19 protein-coding genes are annotated in these 18377 nt (G+C 69.2%); 17 read left to right on the plus strand and 2 right to left on the minus strand.

Features of this window, described 5'->3' with window-relative positions; genetic code table 11:
* Positions 1-12 precede the first annotated feature (12 nt).
* From ACWGSM_RS04810 to rplI, 13 genes are all read left to right on the plus strand, one after another.
* Positions 13-1074 (plus strand): ABC transporter permease, encoded by a 1062-nt coding sequence (locus ACWGSM_RS04810; RefSeq protein ID WP_452321823.1) that lies wholly within the window; start codon positions 13-15, stop codon positions 1072-1074.
* A complete protein-coding gene (locus tag ACWGSM_RS04815) occupies positions 1071-1976 on the plus strand; it encodes an ABC transporter permease (protein WP_363384147.1) in 906 nt (301 codons plus the stop codon). The genes ACWGSM_RS04810 and ACWGSM_RS04815 overlap by 4 nt, the downstream gene beginning before the upstream one ends.
* Positions 1973-2767, plus strand: a complete 795-nt coding sequence (locus tag ACWGSM_RS04820) for an ABC transporter ATP-binding protein (protein WP_363384150.1) — start codon at positions 1973-1975, stop codon at positions 2765-2767. The genes ACWGSM_RS04815 and ACWGSM_RS04820 overlap by 4 nt, the downstream gene beginning before the upstream one ends.
* Positions 2757-3596 (plus strand): ABC transporter ATP-binding protein, encoded by an 840-nt coding sequence (locus ACWGSM_RS04825; protein WP_452321824.1) that lies wholly within the window; start codon positions 2757-2759, stop codon positions 3594-3596. Before ACWGSM_RS04820 ends, ACWGSM_RS04825 begins: the two co-directional genes overlap by 11 nt.
* A gap of 64 nt (positions 3597-3660) precedes the next feature.
* Positions 3661-4638, plus strand: coding sequence for a glycosyltransferase family 2 protein (locus tag ACWGSM_RS04830; RefSeq protein ID WP_363384156.1), 978 nt, complete (start codon positions 3661-3663; stop codon positions 4636-4638).
* Positions 4635-5996 (plus strand): polysialyltransferase family glycosyltransferase, encoded by a 1362-nt coding sequence (locus tag ACWGSM_RS04835; protein WP_452321825.1) that lies wholly within the window; start codon positions 4635-4637, stop codon positions 5994-5996. The genes ACWGSM_RS04830 and ACWGSM_RS04835 overlap by 4 nt, the downstream gene beginning before the upstream one ends.
* Positions 5993-7156 carry an acylneuraminate cytidylyltransferase gene (locus ACWGSM_RS04840; protein ID WP_363384162.1) on the plus strand — a complete coding sequence of 388 codons (1164 nt, stop codon included), beginning with the start codon at positions 5993-5995 and terminating at the stop codon, positions 7154-7156. The genes ACWGSM_RS04835 and ACWGSM_RS04840 overlap by 4 nt, the downstream gene beginning before the upstream one ends.
* A gap of 114 nt (positions 7157-7270) precedes the next feature.
* Positions 7271-8143, plus strand: a complete 873-nt coding sequence (locus tag ACWGSM_RS04845) for an N-acetylneuraminate synthase family protein (protein WP_363384165.1) — start codon at positions 7271-7273, stop codon at positions 8141-8143.
* Complete coding sequence (locus ACWGSM_RS04850; RefSeq protein WP_452321826.1) at positions 8140-9471, plus strand: DUF6716 putative glycosyltransferase; 1332 nt, start codon at positions 8140-8142, stop codon at positions 9469-9471. Before ACWGSM_RS04845 ends, ACWGSM_RS04850 begins: the two co-directional genes overlap by 4 nt.
* Positions 9472-9591: 120 nt before the next feature.
* The gene (rpsF, locus tag ACWGSM_RS04855) at positions 9592-9957 is read left to right on the plus strand and encodes a 30S ribosomal protein S6 (protein WP_452321827.1); all 366 of its coding nucleotides are present in this window, start codon (positions 9592-9594) and stop codon (positions 9955-9957) included.
* Positions 9958-9962: 5 nt separating this feature from the next.
* Positions 9963-10463 (plus strand): single-stranded DNA-binding protein, encoded by a 501-nt coding sequence (locus tag ACWGSM_RS04860; protein ID WP_452321828.1) that lies wholly within the window; start codon positions 9963-9965, stop codon positions 10461-10463.
* 45 nt (positions 10464-10508) lie between these two features.
* On the plus strand, positions 10509-10763 hold the full coding sequence (gene rpsR / locus ACWGSM_RS04865; RefSeq protein ID WP_071641238.1) for a 30S ribosomal protein S18: 255 nt from the start codon (positions 10509-10511) through the stop codon (positions 10761-10763).
* Between the two features lie 11 nt (positions 10764-10774).
* On the plus strand, positions 10775-11227 hold the full coding sequence (gene rplI / locus ACWGSM_RS04870; protein ID WP_313357079.1) for a 50S ribosomal protein L9: 453 nt from the start codon (positions 10775-10777) through the stop codon (positions 11225-11227).
* A 226-nt stretch (positions 11228-11453) separates the two neighbouring features.
* Here the strand turns inward: rplI and ACWGSM_RS04875 are convergent, their stop codons facing one another.
* Both ACWGSM_RS04875 and ACWGSM_RS04880 read right to left on the minus strand, forming a co-directional pair.
* A complete protein-coding gene (locus ACWGSM_RS04875) occupies positions 11454-12629 on the minus strand; it encodes a chaplin family protein (RefSeq protein WP_452321829.1) in 1176 nt (391 codons plus the stop codon).
* 83 nt (positions 12630-12712) lie between these two features.
* On the minus strand, positions 12713-13732 hold the full coding sequence (locus ACWGSM_RS04880; RefSeq protein ID WP_452321830.1) for a hypothetical protein: 1020 nt from the start codon (positions 13730-13732) through the stop codon (positions 12713-12715).
* 123 nt (positions 13733-13855) lie between these two features.
* On the opposite strand from ACWGSM_RS04880, the gene ACWGSM_RS04885 reads away from it, so the two are divergent.
* The 4 genes from ACWGSM_RS04885 (at position 13856) to ACWGSM_RS04900 (ending at position 18377) form a co-directional block, all read left to right on the plus strand.
* The gene (locus tag ACWGSM_RS04885) at positions 13856-14887 is read left to right on the plus strand and encodes a Gfo/Idh/MocA family protein (protein ID WP_452321831.1); all 1032 of its coding nucleotides are present in this window, start codon (positions 13856-13858) and stop codon (positions 14885-14887) included.
* 177 nt (positions 14888-15064) lie between these two features.
* Complete coding sequence (locus ACWGSM_RS04890) at positions 15065-16360, plus strand: ABC transporter substrate-binding protein (protein WP_452321832.1); 1296 nt, start codon at positions 15065-15067, stop codon at positions 16358-16360.
* 77 nt (positions 16361-16437) lie between these two features.
* Positions 16438-17460 carry a carbohydrate ABC transporter permease gene (locus ACWGSM_RS04895; RefSeq protein WP_452321833.1) on the plus strand — a complete coding sequence of 341 codons (1023 nt, stop codon included), beginning with the start codon at positions 16438-16440 and terminating at the stop codon, positions 17458-17460.
* Entirely contained in the window at positions 17457-18377 is a 921-nt protein-coding gene (locus ACWGSM_RS04900) for a carbohydrate ABC transporter permease (protein ID WP_452321834.1), read from the plus strand. Before ACWGSM_RS04895 ends, ACWGSM_RS04900 begins: the two co-directional genes overlap by 4 nt.

The following is an 18377-nucleotide window of genomic DNA, read 5'->3' on the forward strand; positions in this document are numbered from 1 at the left end:
GGATCGACCGTGATGACGACAGTGGCTGTGCAGACACAGGCGCAGCGCAAGAAGTCGCCCCTGGCGGGGTACCTGCTGCGCCGGGCCGGCACCTCGGTGCTGCTGCTGATCGGCGTCACGGTCGTGACGTTCCTGCTCACCAACCTGGTTCCCGGAGACCCCGTCTCCGCGGCACTGGGTGAGGGGGCCTCTCAGAACCCCGCGACGCGCGAAGCCTTCATCAAGGCGCAGGGACTCGACCAGCCCCTGTTCGTGCAGTACTTCATCTACATGGGCAAGCTGCTGCGCGGCGACCTCGGCACCTCCCTCGTCACCGGGCAGCCCGTGACCGCGGATCTCGCCACTGCCGTGCCCGCCACGATCGAGATCGCGCTGTGCGCGATCGTCCTGAGCCTCGCGGTCAGCCTCGTGCTCGGCACGCTCGCCGCGTACCGGCGCGGCATGGTCACAGACCAGATCGTGCGTGTGGTCACCCTGATCGGGCTCAGCGTGCCGACCTTCTGGCTGGCGCTCGTGAGCTTCTACGTGTTCTTCCTCAACCTGCGCATCGCCCCGGGGTCCGGTCGCGTCTCGCCGTCGATCATCCCGCCGCCCCGGGTGACCGGGCTGTACACGATCGACTATCTGCTGAACGGCGACGGCGTGGGCTGGGCCGACGCCATGGCGCACCTGGCGCTGCCGGTGATGGTGCTGTCACTGGTGACGATCGGTCTGCTGACCCGGTTCATCCGCACGTCTGTGCTCGAGGTGCTCGACAGCGACTATGTCCGGGCGGCTCGCGCGAAGGGCCTGCCGGCCATGCGCGTGGTGCTCGACTACGTGCTGCGTGGAGCGGCTCTGCCGGTGCTGACCGTGGTCGGCGTCGCCTTCGGCTCACTGCTCTCGGGCACCGTGCTCGTCGAGTCGGTGTTCGCCTGGCCGGGCCTCGGCACGTACGCCTACAACTCGGCGGCCAACCTCGACCTGCCCGGAATCATGGGCGTCGGCCTCATCGTCGGCGTCATCTACCTGGTCATCAACTTCATCGTCGACCTGCTGTACGGCGTACTCGACCCGAGAGTGAGGATCGCATGAGCTCTCGCGCACCCCGCATGCCCGGGCGGCTCAGGCTGCGCTGGCCGCGTGCCTGGCGCACCCCCCTGGGCGTCATCGGCACCGTCGTCGCCGCCGCGTGGATCCTCGTCGCCTTCACCGCGCAGTGGTGGGTGCCGTTCGAGCCGAACGCGCAGGTTCTGCCGCGCCTGCAGACCCCCGGCGTCGACACGCTGCTGGGCACCGACGGCAACGGGCGCGACATCTTCTCGCGCCTCATGACCGGCGCCACCGTCACCATCCCGCTGGCGCTCACCCTCGTCGTCGCCGCCCTCGTCATCGGCGCCGTGATCGGCGCGCTCGCGGGGTACTTCGGCGGATGGGTCGACGAGACGCTCATGCGCATCACCGACCTGTTCATGGCGTTCCCGACCGTGATCCTCGCGATGGTCGTCGCCGCGTCGCTCGGCCCGTCACTGTTCAACGCGGTGATCGCCGCGGTGGTCGTGTCATGGCCGCAGTACTCGCGCGTCACTCGCAGCATCGTGCTGTCGCTGCGCAACCAGAACTACGTGATCGCCGGTCGCCTCCTCGGCCACTCGCCGGCACGCACGCTCGTGGTCGACATCCTCCCCAACGTCGCCGGCCCGCTGCTGGTGCTCGCGACGCTCGACATCGGTGCGGCGATCCTGCTGCTGTCGGGTCTGTCATTCCTCGGTCTGGGCGCGCAGCCGCCCACGGCCGAATGGGGATCGATGATCTCGGCCGCGATGCAGAACTTCGACGCGTGGTGGCTCGGAGTCTTCCCCGGCCTCGCCATCCTCACGGTCGTGCTCGCGTTCAACTTCCTCGGCGACGCGCTGCGCGACATCCTCGACCCGACCGCCGAGGTGACGCACGAGAAGCAGACCGAACTGGTCGCATCGAGCGGAGGCGGCGCATGAGCATCCTCGACATCCGCGACCTCACGGTCGACATCGGACGCCCTCTCGTGAAGGGCCTCTCGGTGCAGCTCGACGCCGGGCGCATCCACGGGCTCGCCGGAGAATCCGGGTCGGGCAAGACGCTGACCGCCATGGCCGTGCTGGGCCTGCTTCCGCGTCACGCACGGACCGGCGGCTCCATCCGGCTGGGCGACACCGAACTGCTCAGCCTGGGCCGGCGCGCGATGAACCGCATCCGCGGTCGGCGCATCGCCATGGTGTTCCAGGACCCTTCGTCTTCGCTGCACCCGCAGATACCGGTCGGGCGTCAGCTGACCGACCACATGCGCGTGCACCTCGGGCTGCGCGCCGCGGCCGCCCGCCAGCGCGCCGTCGAGCTGCTCGAACGCGTGCAGGTGCCGAACCCGGAAGATGCGCTGCGCCGCTACCCGCACCAGTTCTCGGGCGGTCAGAGGCAGCGCATCGCGATCGCGTGCGCTCTCGCGTGCGATCCCGAGGTGCTGCTCGCCGACGAGCCGACGACAGCGCTCGACGTGACCGTGCAGGCCGGCATCCTCACGCTGCTGCGAGAACTGGCAGACGAGCGGCAGATCGCCGTCCTGCTCGTCACGCACGACCTCGGGGTGATGAGCGCGATCGCCGACGTCGTCACCGTGATGAAGGACGGCAGGGTCGTCGAGCACGCCGATCGAGAGACGCTGTTCCGCGACCCGCAGCACGAGTACACCAGGCAGCTGCTCGCCGCCCTGCCGGGTTCACGCATCGAAGGAGTCGACGATCATGGCGCATGAGACCGTCCTCGACGCTCAGGGCATCGTCGTCCGCTACCCCGGCAACCCGCCCGTCGTCGCGGTCGACGACGTGTCGCTTCAGGTGCATGCCGGTGAGACCGTCGCTCTCGTCGGAGAATCCGGCAGCGGCAAGTCGAGCCTCGCCCGCGCCGCCGTCGGCATCGAGAAGCTCGCGGGCGGCACGGCCCGCTTCCTCGACGGCGAGGTGACGCCGCTGCGGGTGCGCCGGCGCCCGAAGCACCTCACCGGCATCCAGATGGTGTTCCAGGATCCATCGACCTCGCTCAACCCCCGTCGCCGGATCGGCGACCAGGTCGCCGACGGCATCGCCACCGCGCGAGCGCGCGGTACGGAGGGCTCGACGGTCGAGGAGTGGCTCGAGAAGGTCGGTCTGCCCACAGCATCCGTCTCGAAGTTCCCCCACCAGTTCTCGGGCGGTCAGAAGCAGCGCATCGCGATCGCGCGGGCGCTCGCCGCTCGCCCGCAGCTGCTCGTCGCCGACGAGCCGATCTCGGCTCTCGACGCGTCGACACAGACCAGCGTGGCCGCGCTCATGCGCGATCTCGTCAAAGAGGCGGGTGCCGGGATGCTGTTCATCTCGCACGACCTCGCCGTCGTGCAGCGCATCGCCGACCGGACGTTCGTGATGTTCGGCGGCCGCGTGCTCGAATCCGGGCCGACCGCGCAGCTCTGGGCCGACCCGCAGCACCCGTACACGCAGGCGCTGCTCGCGGCGATCCCCGAGCCCGACGGCGCAGGCCGCATCCCGGCGGCACCGTCCGCCGCCGAGCGGGCGATATGGGCCGACGTGCCCGCCATCCAGCGCTGACGACGTCACCCGCTGTTCACCGGGCGGACCGACGCCCGTAAGAGCGGCCAGGCACGATGACGCCGTGCCCGCACCGTCGATGACCGTGATCGTCCCCGCGAAGGACGCCGGCAGGTTCATCGGCACGGCTCTCGAGACCCTCGTCCGCCAGTTCCCCGACGATCACGCGCTGAAGCTCGTCGCGATCGACGACGGCTCGAGCGATGACACCGGGGTGATCATGCGCCGGTACGCCGAGCGGTTCGCGCATGCCGAGGTGATTCGCAACGGCACCCCCAGAGGGCTCGCCACCGCCCGCAATCAGGGCCTGGCGTACGTCGAGGGCGACTCCTTCTGCTTCCTCGACGGTGATGACTGGATGCAGCCCGGCCGGTTGCCTGCCCTGCAGCGCGCACTGCGCGCCCTCGGCTGCGACTTCGTGCGCACCGATCACGTCACGGTTCAGGGAGCGGAGCGGCGGCTCGTGCGCGCCCCGTTCACCCATCGCGGGATCGTCGTCGATCCGCGCGAGGCGATCCTGCCCGTCGAGGACCGCACGATGGTCGACTATCCGTTCGCGTGGGCGGGTCTGCTGCACCGCCGGATGCTCGACAGCGGCGTCGCCGCGTTCAGCAATGGTCTGTTCACCGCCGAGGACCGCCCCTGGATCTGGCGGCTGCACCTGCACGCGCGGTCGTTCGCCGTCGTCGACGCCCCGCACCTGCTGTACCGCCGGGGTCTCTCCGACTCGCTCTCCAAGACGCTCGATCGGCGCCAGTTGCACTTCTCCAGGGCTCTGAGCGAGGTGCTCGATCTCGTCGAGGCGGATCGGGATGCCGATCAGCTGCTGCCCAAGGCGGTGTTCAGCGTGCTCGCGCTCAGTTCGCATCACCTCGTGCGCGCTCGCCGCATGCAGCCTGCCGTGCGGAGAGAGCTGCGTGCCGGCATCCGGGATCTCATCGCTCGCCTGCCTCGCGACCAGGCGCGGACGGCGAGCGACCGCATCGGCGGCTCCCGTAGGCGGGTGCTCGCGCGGGTGCTCCGGGACGCGGATCACGCATGAGCGGGACGATTCAGCTGTTCGCCCTGCACAGCGCCTACGGGCTGATGACGGCAGTCGCCGCCATTGATGCAGGGCTGCTGGGAGATGACGATGTCGAGCGCATCCTCGTGCCGATGAGCACCGCCGCGGTGCCCGAGACCGCACCCGATCTCGAGAGCGTGCCCCGGCTGGCCCCGCTGCGCGCGCGATTCGACCGCATCGAGCCGCTGAACCCACTGCTCGATCCGCTGCACCCGACCACCTGGCACCCCGGTGAGCAGGAACTGCCGATGCTTGAGCGGCTGCTCAGGCGTACGTGGGCACTCCACGACGCCCGGCTCGAGCTGTTCGTGCAGTCGCCGCAGGTCGCACCGGCGCGCACGCTGATGGCGCTGTTCTCGCAGGCGCAGCTGAATGTCATCGGCGACGGGCTCATGACGTACTCGCCGATCCGCAGCGCCATGCCACGGCAGGTCACCGAGCGCGTCGCCCGCGTCGTGCACCCCGATGTCGTGCCGGGCGTCGTACCGCTCGTCTTCGCCGAGACCGGCGCGATCCCGGTGCCGGTCGACCCTGCGGATCACGGGCGGGTGCTGTGCGAGGTGGGGCAGGCGCAGCCGGATGCCGCTCTGGACGCCCTCGTGTCGCCCGACGTCCCGACGGCACTGGTCATCGGGCAGTACCTGTCGGCTCTCGGGCTGATGAGCCAGGACGACGAGACGTCATTGCAGACGCGGATGATCGACCGGGCGGCGGATGCCGGCGCGCAGCGCGTCGTGTTCAAACCGCACCCCTCCGCGCCGCCTGCGTTCTCGGATGCGCTCGGGCAGCGGGCATCCGCTCGAGGGGTCGCCTTCGCCACCTACGCCGGCGACCAGCCGGCGGAGTACGTCGCGCACCGCCTGGGGGCAGCGGCGGTCATCGCCGGGTTCTCGACCGCTCTGCCGACAGCGCGAACGGTGTTCGGGATCCCCGGACACGCCGTGGGATCCGACACGGTGCTCGCACGACTCACACCGTACGAGAACAGCAACCGAGTGCCCGCCGCCATCGTCGACGCCCTCGAGCGCGGCGTCGCGACGGATGAGCTGCAGGGCATCGTCGACGCCGTCGGATACGCCATGCAGCCCCACATCGTCGGGCATCTTCGGCCGCGCGCGATCGCGGCGCTGGCGGCCATGACCGGCCGCGACCGTGAGCGATACGTGCCATCCGACCGACTGCGCGCCCTCGACCTGCCCGGTGCGCCCGCGCGGGGTCGGTGGCAGCGGCCGGGTGGCCAGGCCGGGGGAGTCGGGCGCTGGGAGGAGCTGCAGCTCACCGCAGCGGGCGCGAAGCGCCGCGCCCGCAGAGTCTGGAAGGCGGCAACCGGCCGATGACCGAGAACGAGCTCACTGTCGCGATCATCCCCGCGCGCGGCGGGTCGAAGGGCGTGCCGGGTAAGAACCTGCGGCGGGTCGGCGGGATATCGCTGGTCGAACGCGCGGTTCGCGCTGCTGTCGAGGCTCGAGGCGTGGACCTGGTGGTCGTCAGCACCGACGATGCCGAGATCGCACGCGTCGCCGCCGCGGCGGGTGCGCGGGTCATCACGCGCCCAGCCGATCTGTCGAGCGACACCGCGACGTCCGAGAGCGCGGTGCTGCACGCCCTCGACGCGCTCGCCGCCGACGGCGTCCTGGTCGGCACCGTGGTCTTCGTGCAGGCGACGTCCCCCTTCATCCCGAGCGAGGGCATCGCCGAGGCCGCCGCGCACATCGCGACCGACCGCTACGACAGCGTTTTCTCCGCTCACGAGACCTATGGCTTCCTCTGGCGACGGGATGCCGATCAGCTGGCCACCGCGGTCAACCACGACGCCTCGAACAGGCCGCGCCGGCAGGACCGCGAGCCGCACCACCTCGAGACCGGGGCGTTCTACGCCTTCACCGCCGATGGCTTCCGCACGGCGGGTCACCGGTTCTTCGGCCGCATCGGCATCGTCGACGTGCCCGAGACCTCCGCCATCGAGATCGACGACGAGCACCAGCTCGCCGTCGCAGACGCTCTCGCGGCGCTCGACCCCGCACCGGATGCCCCGATCCCGGCATCCGTGCTCGTCACCGACTTCGACGGGGTGCACACCGACGACACGGCCACGGTCGACACCGAGGGCCGCGAGTCGGTGCGGGTGAGCCGGGAAGACGGTATGGGCGTCTCGCGGCTGCGCCGCGCGGGTATCCCGATGCTCATCCTCTCCACCGAACTGAACCCCGTCGTCGCTCGTCGGGCTGAGAAGCTGCAGGTGCCGGTGCTGCACGGCATCGAAGACAAGACCGCCGCTCTGGAGTCGTGGGCCGCCGAGAACGGCATCGCGCTCGCCGACATCGCCTACGTCGGCAACGACGTGAACGACCTCGCCGCCCTCGACATCGTCGGCTGGCCGATCGCCGTGGCGAACGCCCACCCCGCCGTGAGGGCGGCCGCGCGCGTCGTCCTGACTCGTCGCGGTGGCGAGGGAGCGGTGCGCGAGGTTGCCGAGCGCATGCTCGCCGCGCGCTGATTCCCGCCGCCCCGGTTCGCCGTACGAGCGTCGGCAGCCGGTCACCGGCTCGACGCCGCAGGTTCACCCGAGCCGCGTAGACCGGGAGGACACGACCGGAAACGGAGGGTCCTCATGACCGTCACCATCGCAGACCGCGTGATCGGCGGGGGCCGTCCCACGTACGTCATCGCCGAGATCGGCCTGAATCACAACGGCGATGTCGAGATCGCCAAGCAGCTCATCGACGTGGCCCGCGCCGCCGGCGCCGACGCCGTGAAGTTCCAGAAGCGCACTCCGGAGATCGCCACTCCCGAGCACATGCGCGACGTGTCCCGCGAGACGCCCTGGGGCACCATGAGCTACCTCGACTACCGCCGCAGGGTCGAGTTCGACCGCGAGCAGTACATCGAGATCGGCGACTACGCGACGATGGCAGGCCTGCACTGGTTCGCCTCGCCGTGGGATGTGCCGAGCGTCGAGTTCCTCGAGGACCTGAACGTGGTCGCCCACAAGGTGGCATCCGCCAGCCTCACCGACACCGAGCTGCTGCAGGCGCTGCGCGCGACCGGCAAGCCCGTCATCCTCTCCACCGGCATGTCGACGATCGAGCAGATCGACCGGGCGCTCGACACGCTGGGCACCGACCGCACCATCCTCATGCACGCCACCTCGACGTATCCGATGGAGTCGGGTGAGGCGAACCTGAAGATGATCGCCACGCTGCGCGACCGCTACGCGGGCGTGCCGGTCGGCTACTCCGGCCATGAGCGCGGCCTGCAGATCTCGCTCGCCGCCGTCGCGCTCGGCGCAGTGGGGGTCGAGCGCCACGTCACACTCGACCGCGCCATGTGGGGCTCGGATCACGCCGCGTCCCTCGAACCGGCGGGTCTCGAGCGCCTGGTTCGCGACATCCGCGTCATCGAGGAAGCACTCGGTGACGGAGTCAAGCGCGTCTATCCGGGCGAGCTCGCTCCCATGGCCAAGCTGCGTCGCGTCGGGGCATGACTTTCCCCGGCAGCCGGCCGCCCCGCCTGCGGGTGGTCGCCATCGGCGACGCCGACTCGTTCGTGAAGTGGGCCGCCCACCTCATCGACCAGGTAGACGACATCAGTCAGCACCTGCTGCTGGTGCACACGCCGCTGGTCGTGAGCGATGCGCAGCGGGATGCCGCGGTCGCCGGCACCCGCTTCGCTGACCACCCCGCGTCGATCACGCGGATCGCCTTCGACGACGCCGCCGACTGGCTCGCCAGAGACACTCCCGACGTCGTCGTGCTCGCGGGTCGCGCCCCGTTCGTGCGTCTGCTCGGACGCGAGATCGACCGGCTCACCCGCCGTCCTGTCGTGGTCAGCGGTCTGCCGGGTATGTCGATCCCAGCGCTGCGCGGCGCACTCGAGTATCGCCGGCACTGCGACCTCGTCGTGGTGCACTCGCACCGCGAGGTCACCGCGTACACGCGCCTCGGCCGTGCCCTCGGCGCCACGGTGCCCGTGGGGCTCGCGACGTTTCCGTTCGCGAAGCCGGCTCGGGTGGCGAGCACAGGCACCGACCTCGTGTTCGCCGCGCAGGCGCTCGTGCCGGGTGATCGTGCCGAGCGGCGCCGCATCGCCGAGGTCCTGCGCCTCGCGGCGGTGGCCGACCCGTCGCGCCGCGTCGTCGTCAAGCTGCGCTCGCGGCCAGGTGAAGTCGAAGCGCATCAGGAGCGCGACGGCTACACCGACCTGCTCGAGAACGCCCCCGAGAACCTCGTCTTCTCGTTCGCGCCGATGGCCGAGGCACTGGCCACTGCCGAAGGCCTGGTCACGGTGAGTTCGACGGCGGCCGTGGAGGCGCTGGCCGCGGGCGTCCCGGTGATCGCACTCGACGACTTCGGCATCCGGCCCGACCTGCTCAACCGCGTCTTCGACCGCAGCGGGCTGCTCGGCGGCGGAGACGACGTGGTGGCGCGGCGCTTCCGGCATCCGGACCCGCAGTGGGCGGCGGCCAACTACTTCCACGATTCGCGCGATTCGCGATGGTGGGAGCAGGTGCGCGCGCTGGTCGCGCAGCGACGCCGCGGCGCCCTGCCCGCGCGCACGGTGCCATTGCCGCGCGGCGGTGCCCTGCACGCAGCGTGGCACCGCCGGATGGTGCTCGGCGACGCCGACCGCACACCGTCGGGACGCATCGCGGCCGTGCTGGTGACGCCGGCGATCGCAGCGCTGGCCGCGCTGAAGCGCCGCCGTAGCCGAGCGGCTGTTCCGGATGCCCTGGCAGCGGACTTCACGCTCGCGCCGAGCCCGCTCGCAGAGCCGGTGCGACGACGGTCGGAAGCATCCGCGTCGATCCGGTAGACTGCTGTGGTTGTCTGCCCGTCGGCATCCATTCGGGAAGCCGCGACAGACGACGTGCTACACACCCTCCTGCTTCCGGGAAAGTCCCGGGAGCCGTTCTAGTCCGAAGGAGGTGGGTAAGTGACGCACCAGTACGAGCTCATGGTCATTCTGACCCCCGAGCTGGACGAGCGCCAGGTTGCCCCCAACCTCGACAAGTTCCTGAAGGTCATCACCAACGATGGTGGCTCGATTGACAAGGTCGACGTCTGGGGCAAGCGTCGTTTCGCCTACGAGATCAACAAGAAGAACGAGGGCATCTACGCCGTCGTCAACTTCACCGCGACCAGCCAGGCCACGGACGAACTCGACCGTCAGCTGAAGCTGAGCGAGCTCGTGTTCCGCACCAAGGTCCTGCGTGCCGAAGAGGCACAGGCCATGGTCGCCGCCGAGGCCAAGCGCGCCGCCGACAAGGCTGCCCGCAAGCCCAAGGTCGCAAAGGCCTAGGGAACATGGCCGGCGAAACCGTCATCACCGTGGTGGGCAACCTCACCGCAGATCCTGAGCTGCGCTACACGCAGAACGGTCTGCCGGTGGCGAACTTCACCATCGCCTCGACCCCGCGCACGTTCGACCGTCAGGCCAACGAGTGGAAGGACGGCGAAGCGCTGTTCCTCCGCGCGTCGGTGTGGCGCGAGTTCGCCGAGCACGTGGCGGGTTCGCTGACGAAGGGCATGCGCGTCATCGCGCAGGGCCGTCTGCGTCAGCGCTCCTACCAGGACCGCGAAGGCAACCAGCGCACCTCGATCGAGCTGGAGGTTGACGAGATCGGTCCGTCGCTGCGATACGCGACGGCACAGGTCACGCGGGCCGCATCCAACGGCGGCGGTGGACAGTCGCGTCCGCAGCAGCAGCAGCAGCAGGTCTCGGACGAGCCGTGGTCGACGCCCGGCTCCTCGAGCGCTGACGCCTGGAGCACTCCGGGCAGCTTCGGCGACGACACCCCGTTCTGAATTCCGGATGCTCCGGCATCCGATCTCATCTCTTAAGGAAGAAACATGGCTGGAAAGTCGAGCGGCGATCGCCGCAAGCCGCGGAAGGGTGGCAAGCCCACCGCTCCCGCGAAGTCCATCCGCGTTGGCGTCATCGACTACAAGGATGTCGCGACGCTTCGCAAGTTCATCTCGGAGCGCGGCAAGATCCGCGCCCGTCGTATCACCGGAGTCTCGGTGCAGGAGCAGCGTCTGATCGCCAAGGCGATCAAGAACGCTCGCGAGATGGCCCTGCTGCCCTACGCCGGCGCTGGCCGCTGAGGGGTACCGACATGGCAAAGCTGATTCTCACGAACGAGGTCGCCGGGCTGGGTAGCGCCGGTGACGTCATCGAGGTCAAGAACGGGTACGCCCGCAACTACCTCGTCCCCAAGGGCTACGCCGTGGCGTGGACCCGTGGTGGCCAGAAGCAGGTCGAGTCGATCCAGGCAGCCCGCAAGGCCCGCCAGATCCACGACCTCGACGAGGCGACCGCACTCAAGAACAAGCTCGAGGGCACCAAGGTGCGTCTGGCCGTCAAGGCCGGCGCCGAGGGGCGCCTGTTCGGCTCGGTGAAGACCGCCGACGTGGCCGACGCTGTCGCCGCCGAGGGCCTCGGCTCGATCGACAAGCGCAAGGTGCACTTCGCCGCTCCGGTCAAGACGACGGGCGAGCACGAGGCGACGGTTCGTCTGCACGACGACGTCACCGCCGTGATCACCCTTCAGGTCATCGCCGCGAAGTAATCTCGCTGCACCAGAAGGCCCCCGACATCTCCGGATGCCCGGGGGCCTTCTGCGTGCCTGGCGGTCTGTGTGCGCGTCGGGGTTGCGGTGCGAGGTCAAGAACGCACGCTTTGCGGCGCGTCTGTGTACGTTTCCGACCTCGGCAGGTCGGGCGGGACGGATGCCGGCGGGCACGCCCCTGCGGCGGATGCGACCTCACGAGTCGCATCCGCCGCAAGGGCAGAGGTCAGATCGCTGCGCGGGCGCGGCGGACCAGCGCTCCGCCGATGAGCAGCATCAGACCTGCGAACAGCGCGAGGACCGGAGCCAACTCACCGCCACCGGTCGCGGCCAGCGCGGGGGCACCGGTCGCTGCGGCCGACATCGCCGAAACCCGCGGCGACGCGACAAGAGCCGCAGTAGCGATGCCGAGGTCTGTCACCTGGTCGGTTCCGGGCTCGGTGCCGGGCTCGGCGCCAGGCTCGGTGCCCGGGTCGGTGCCCGGATCGGTTCCCGGGTCGGTGCCCGGGTCGGTTCCCGGGTCGGTGCCCGGTACCTCGACCGTGCTGTCGCCGATCAGCGAGATGCCGTTGCCGCCGATGGTGATCGGTGCGGTGATGGGTGCGAGCACCTGGGTGCCAGCGAGGATGCCGTCGCTTCCGCCGGTCGTGGCGTTGGTCGAGGGCGTCCGAGCCGGGGCTGAGGTGCCAGCTGGTCCCTGGGTGACTGCAGAGTCACCCAGGACTGCGATTGCGTTGCCGCCGATGGTGATCGGTGCGGTGATGGGTGCGAGCACCTGTGTGCCGCCGAGGATTCCGTCGCTTCCGCCGGTGGTGGCGTCGGTCCCGGGTGCCTCACTGGGTGCCGGGGTCTCGCCGGCGCCACCGGTGACGGCAGAGTCGCCCAGCGCCGAGATGCTGTTGCCGCTCACCGTGATCGGCGCGGTGACAGACACGAGGCCCTGCGTACCCGCCAGGATGCCGTCCACCCCCGAGGTCGCGGCCGCCGCGGGCGCCGGGGCCGGTGCAGCCGCCGGCGCAGCGGCATCCGTCTGAGCGGCGGATGAGCCGAGAACGCTCACGGCGTTCCCCGACACGGTCACCGGGGCGACCACGTCGACGACCGCCTGCGTGCCCGACGCCACGCCGCCGTCGCCGGTGGTCACGGGTGAGGAAGCCGGCGTGGAGGCCGGCGCGGAAGCCGCAGGCGCGGCGTTCGTCGTCATGCCGGTTGCGCTGCCGAGGACCGAGACGGCGTTTCCGACGATGTCGATGGGTGCAGTGACCGGCGCAAGGATCTGCGTTCCCGAGAGAAGACCTTCGTCTCCGTTCGTTTCGGCCGCGTTCGCGGCCGTGGCGCCGAGCAGCGAGACGCCGCCGGCGATGAGCGCGCCCCACATGGCGTGCTTGACGATAGTGCGCATGAGAATTACTCCTGATCTGTGCGAGATGAAGACCACGCGGTCGCGTGGTCCGGCGTGCCGATGGAGGATCGGCCGCCCTCTCGTCAGTCAGGAGATACGTCGGTGCTGCCCGCCGGAGAATCCGGCAGAGCCGCATCGGCGGGAATACCCGTCCGCGTCGAGGCCTCGAGGTCGAGGCGTGCGGAAGAAGGACTGTCAGAACTCGTGCCGGGTGAGGATCCGCTGCCGCTGGCAGCGGACCCGGGGCCCGCAACGCCCGGAACGGTCCCGGGCACACCGTTGCGATCGTCGGACGGCGCGGTCGGCTGAGCATGGGAATCTCGGGCGACTGTCGCGCCGCCGTCGCGAGATACGAGCACGCCGGACGCGGAGGACCGCGCCATGTACGCTGCGGCGGTCTCCGCCGCGACGGACACGACGGGCGCGGCTGCACTGTCCACGCCAGGGGCGGCTGCGGAGAGGTCGGCGTCGAGCGGAAGATCTAGCTCCGGCCGCACGGCACCATCGGTGTTCGGGATGCTCGGCTGCAGCCCGTCGACGACGGGATCCACCGTGCTGTCGATGACAGGTGGCACGACCTCGAGGACTCCGTCCACGCCCGTCGCGACTTCGTCGATGAGAGCGGTCGCGCCGAGTCCATCGACGAACGCGCCCACCACGGGAACGCTGCTGACAGCATCCGTGACCGGGGTGAGGATCGCACTGACCGGAGCCGATGCTGCGACATCCTCGACGGTCTGCGTCACGCTCGACACCGTGTCGGCGGTCTTCGCGACGACCTGCGCCGCAGGAATCCCGACGACGGGGACCGACGCCACGGTGGTCGTCGTCTTCGCGACGACCTTCTCGACGGTCGAGACCACGGGCGCGGCCACGTGCTCGACAGTCGAAGTCGCCACCTTCGCGACCGGCGTGACGACATCGCCCAGTGTGTCGCCGACGAGTGACGTGAGCCCCGACAGCGGCGTGGGGGATTCGTCATCCGCTCGAGCCTCACTGCCGCTGAGCACGGCGCTGAGAAGCGCCCAGACGAGCACGAAGAGCGCGCCCCAGAGGTACACCGCAGGTCTGCGGACCTCTATCGTCGCCACGTTCACGCTCACCCCCGTGCGATCTGAGAGAGATCTCCGATCGTGCCCAGGACGATACCCGACGACTTCGGAATCGTCCACCCCGTCGAAGCGGGCACGCTGCCCACTCGTCGCCGTGCGTTAGGTTCAGGACTCATGACCGCGCCCCTGCTCACCATGCCCGCTCCGCGAACGACGCCGCTCCGGGGCGGACCGGTTCTGAGCTGGGGCGTCGTCGCGCCAGGTGGCATCGCCGCCGACTTCGTGCATGCCCTGCACACGCACACCGACCAGCGCATGATCGCCGTAGCCTCGCGATCCGTGGAGCGCGCCCACGAGTTCGCCCGGCGAAACGGCATCCCCCGCGTGCACGACGACTATGCCGCCCTGTACGACGACGAGCAGGTGCAGATCGTCTACATCGCCGCCCCGCACAGCGAGCATCGGCGACTCGCCACCGACGCGATCGCCGCTGGCAAGCACGTGCTCATCGAGAAGCCGATCGGCCTCTCCGCCGACGAGGCGCGCGAGATCACCGCTGCTGCCCGCGACGCCGGTGTGTTCGCGATGGAGGCGATGTGGACTCGCTTCCTGCCGCAGACCGACGTCATGCTGCATCTGCACGAAGACGGCGTCATCGGCGATCCGCGCCTGGTCATCGCCGATCTCGGGTTCGCCGCCGACCAGAGCGCCGGTGGGAGACTGTTCGATCCGGCCCTCGGCGGCGGCGCGCTGCTCGACCTCGGTGTCTACCCGGTCTGGCTCAGCCACCTGTGGCTGGGCGCCCCGACTGCCGTCACGGCCCTCGGCACACGCACCGACTCGGGTGTCGACCAGCAGAGCGCGGTCGTGCTCGCGTACCCGTCGGGCGCTCAGGCTCTGCTGAGCACGAGCATCCGGGTGACATCGCCGGGCTCGGCGTCCATCTCGGGATCGGGCGGCACTGTGCAGATCGATCCGTCGTTCGTCTTTCCCGGAGGCTTCTCCGCGCTGCAGGGCGATGCTCGAGGGCGCTTCGTCGATCGCTCCGGCCTGCGCCACCGCGACGGCATGGCGTGGCAGGCCGCGGCCGTGGCACAGCACATCGACGACGGGCTCATCGAGTCGCCCCTGCATCCGCTGCAGACGTCGATCGAGATCATGACGACCATCGACGAGGCGCGTCGCCAGCTGGCGCCCACCCGCTGACGCCCCAGCGGGGGAGAAGGCGACCATGCATCGCGGTCGTGGGAGCGCGCCCACAAAGTTCTTGACACGACGCAAATCTCGGGCGTAACGTGAGCCGCGAAGGCTCTGGGAGCGCTCCCACGAAGTTCATGGGAGCGCTTGCATGGGCCGACCCGAAGCGCACACAAGGGAGTGACCGTGAAATCAGCACGAAGCAAGATCGCCGCATCCGTCGCCGGCGTCGCAGCCGTAACCCTCATCGCCACCGGATGCTCGAGCGGAGGTGGAGCCGAAGCGAGCGACGACGAGATCACCCTCTCGATCACCACCTTCGGCACGATGGGCGTCGACGCGAAGTACGCCGAGTACATGAAGCAGAACCCGAACATCAAGATCGAGGCGACAAACCTCGAGGGCGGTGGGGCCGCCCGCGACGACGCATACGCGAAGATCGCCGCCGGCACCGGTCTCAGCGACATCGTCGCGATCGAGGAGGGCTGGCTCGGCACGATCGCCGAGGTGTCCGACGCGTTCGTCGACCTGCGCGACTACGGCATCGAAGACGTCAAGGACTCCTGGCTCGACTGGAAGTACGAGCAGGGCACCACCGCCGACGGCAAGGTCCTCGGCGCCGGCCTCGACATCGGCCCGCAGGGCCTGTGCTACCGCGGCGACCTCTTCGAGGCCGCGGGCCTGCCCAGCGATCGCGAAGAGGTGGCTGCCTACTTCGGCGGCGAGGATGCCACATGGGACCGCTTCTTCGATGTCGGCAAGGAGTACGTCGACAAGTCCGGCAAGGCGTTCTACCACAGCCCGCGATTCTTCTGGAACTCCTTCGTCAACCAGCAGAAAGAGGGCTACTACAAGAAGGACGGCGAGACCCTCAACATCGAGGACAACGCGGTGCTGAAGGAGCACTTCGCCAAGATCGTCGAGGCCGAGAAGGCCGGGCTCGGCGCAGGCCTTCCGGGGTGGGAGGTCGGACCCGAGGCCAAGGCAGGCGACTTCGCCGTGTACATGTGCCCGAGCTGGATGCTCGGAATCGTGCAGGGCTACTACGACGAGGGCACCACCGACAGCGGCTGGGACTTCGCGAACGTGCTCCCCGGTGGCGCAGCCAACTGGGGCGGTGCATTCCTCGGCGTCGCAGAATCGTCCGAGCACAAGGAGGAGGCGGCGAAGCTCGCGCTCTGGCTCGCATCGCCCGAGCAGCAGGCATCCGCTTTCGAGAAGGCGGGGCCGTACCCCAGCACGATGGAGGGCCAGAAGCTGGTCGCCGACACCACCAGCCCGTTCTTCAACGACGCTCCGATCGGCCAGATCTTCGCCGAGCGCTCCAAGGGCGTCGTAGCGCAGGTCAAGGGACCTGAGGACTCCAACATCCAGGACAACGTCTTCGGACCGATCTTCGACCGCGTCAGTCAGGGCGAGGTCACCGATCCCGACAAGGCCTGGGATGCCGCCATGGAACTGCTCGCTCAGATCCCCAGCTGACTGCACGGGCGGCTCGACGCATGCCGTCGGGCCGCCCGAGCATCCACCCCGCACTCGATCTCGCGATTGGTTCAACGATGAGCAGCACAACCGGCAGAGCCGCCCGCACGGAACTCACGTTCCGGCAGAAGGTCAGTCGTTTCGACCACACCTTCTCCCCGTACCTCTACATCGCGCCGTTCTTCATCCTCTTCGCGCTGATCGGCGTCTTCCCCATCGCCTACACCTTCAACGTGTCGCTCTACGATTGGCATCTGCTCAAGGGTCAGGGCGACTTCGTCGGGCTGCAGAACTACGTCGACGTGCTGACCGACCCGTTCTTCTGGAACGCCTTCGGCAACACGTTCAGCATCTTCCTGCTCTCCGCCATCCCGCAGCTCGTGATCGCGACGGTGGTCGCCGCGTTGCTGAACCAGGCCATCCGTGGCCGCACCTTCTGGCGCATGAGCATCCTGCTGCCCTACATCGTCGCGCCGGTCGCGGTGACGGTGATCTTCCTGCAGGTCTTCAACCAGTACCACGGCCCCGTCGCCGGGCTCCTCGAGCTGCTCGGCCTCGACCCGATCCGCTGGGCGTTCGACGTCTTCCCGTCGCACGTCGCGATCGCGAGCATGGTCAACTGGCGCTGGACCGGATACAACGCTCTGCTGCTGCTCGCAGCCATGCAGGCGGTGCCACGAGACATGTACGAGTCGGCCACCATCGACGGAGCCAGCAAGCTCCGGCAGTTCTGGTCGATCACCATCCCGCTGATCCGTCCGACGCTGATCTTCGTGGTCATCACGGCCACCATCGGCGGGCTGCAGATCTTCACCGAGCCGAAGCTCTTCGACGGCCGCACCTACGGCGGCAGCGACCGGCAGTTCCAGACGATCGTGCTCTACCTGTACCAGCTCGGCTTCCCCATGCGCGACTTCGGCCGCGCATCCGCGACCGCGTGGATCCTCTTCCTCGTCATCATGCTCGTCGGACTGCTCAGCTTCATGATCACCCGAGCGGTTCGCACCGCCGATGAGAAGACCTCGAAGGCGCGCAAGAAGCGAGTCCCGTCTCGAACGCAGACGCCGGTTCCGGCTCACACCCAGCAGGGAGCATCATGACCGCCCTTCTCACCCCCGCAGCGGCGCCGGAGACGGATGCCGGAGCAGAACGCCGCACGGTGGCATCCGAACGCCGCGCTCGCCGGGTGCGCGCCTACGAGCGCCCGGGGATGCTGACCTACGCCCTGCTCATCGCGTACTTCGCCGGATCGGCGTTCCCGCTGTGGTGGTCGTTCGTCATCTCCTCCCGGCAGTCGTCCGACACCAACCTCGTGCCGCCGGCGGTCGTACCCGGACCGAACTTCGTCTCCCACGCGGCCGAGGTGTTCGAGACGGTCCCGTTCCTGCTCTCGCTGGTCAACAGCGCGGTGATCTCGGGTGCGATCACGATCTCCGTCGTCTTCTTCTCGACCCTCGCCGGGTACGCGTTCGCCAAGCTGCGCTTCCGCGGGCGCAATGGACTGCTGGTGGCGGTCATCGCCACCATGGCCGTTCCGACCCAGCTGGGCATCATCCCGCTGTTCATGCTGATGGCCGAGTGGCGCTGGATCGGCACCCTGCAGGCCGTCATCGTCCCCGGGATGGTCACCGCGTTCGGGGTGTTCTTCATGCGCCAGTACCTGGTCGACGTGATCCCCGACGAGCTCATCGAAGCCGCACGCGTCGACGGCGCGAGCATGTGGGGTACGTTCTGGCACGTCGCCCTGCCGGCCGCGCGCCCCGCGATGGCCGTGCTCGGGCTCTTCAGCTTCATGGCCGCCTGGACCGACTACCTGTGGCCGCTGCTGGCGTTGAGCCCACGAAATCCCAGCGTGCAGACCGCGCTGGCGGCGCTGAGCGCGGCCGGGGGACAGAATCCCGACAATGCGCTGGTGCTGGCCGGAGCAGTGCTGTCGGTCATCCCCCTCCTCATCCTCTTCGTCGTCGCGGGTCGTCAGCTCGTGACCGGGATCATGCAAGGTGCAGTGAAAGGCTGA

Source organism: Microbacterium sp. NPDC055521, assembly GCF_053619695.1.